Below are 790 nucleotides of genomic sequence, written 5' to 3'. Positions count from 1 at the left end.
CAGGACCCATTGATCAGAGCCAGAAGATGACGGTTGCTGCGAGTGCGATGGCGGAGAAGAAGGCCTGCGGGCACCGGTCGTAGCGCGTGGCGACGCGGCGCCAGTCCTTGAGACGGCCGAACATGATCTCGATGCGGTTACGGCGTCTGTACCGACGCTTGTCGTATTTGACGGGTTGAAGCCGGGATTTGCGGCCCGGAATGCAGGGCTTGATGCCCTTTGCCTGCAAAGCCTCTCTGAACCAGTCGGCGTCATAGCCGCGGTCACCCAGCAGCCATTTCGCTTTGGGCAAGTCGTCCAACAGAGCTGCAGCTCCGGTGTAGTCGCTGATTTGCCCGGCCGTCATGAAGAAGCTTAAGGGACGGCCGTTGGCGTCGCTGATGGCGTGAAGCTTGGTGTTCATGCCGCCCTTGGTGCGGCCGATCAGCCGCCCGAGATCCCCTTTTTAACCCGCAGGCTCGAAGCCGTGCGGTGCGCCTTCAAATAGGTCGCATCAATCATGACCGTCGCTGGTTCGGCACCTTCAGCAGCCAGCCCTTCCATCATGCGAAGAAACACGCCCATATCGCCCCATCGCTTCCACCGGTTGTACAGCGTCTTGTGGGGGCCGTACTCCCTGGGCGCATCGCGCCAGCGTAGCCCGTTGCGGTTCACGAATACGATACCGCTCAACACCCGCCGATCGTCAACCCGCGGCTTCCCGTGGCTCTTGGGGAAATAGGGCCGCAGACGATCCATCTGCTCGTCACTCAGCCAGTACAGGTCGCTCATGCTCAGTCTCCTTACGGAG

The 790-nt window shown here is 61.3% G+C and carries 1 protein-coding gene; it reads right to left on the bottom strand.

Annotation, left to right across the window (positions count from 1 at the left end):
- Positions 1–13 precede the first annotated feature (13 nt).
- Positions 14–771, bottom strand: a protein-coding gene (locus tag E4A53_RS14555; RefSeq protein ID WP_136163838.1) for an IS5 family transposase whose coding sequence is annotated in 2 segments (ribosomal slippage) — positions 14–438 and positions 438–771 — 759 coding nt in all. Because the reading frame shifts where the segments join, the coding sequence is not laid out codon by codon here.
- Positions 772–790: the final 19 nt, after the last annotated feature.

Source organism: Sphingomonas flavalba (genome assembly GCF_004796535.1).
GTDB lineage: Bacteria > Pseudomonadota > Alphaproteobacteria > Sphingomonadales > Sphingomonadaceae > Sphingomonas_L > Sphingomonas_L flavalba.
Note: the sequence above shows the minus strand (reverse complement) of the source record. Positions and strands in the feature narration are given on the sequence as shown.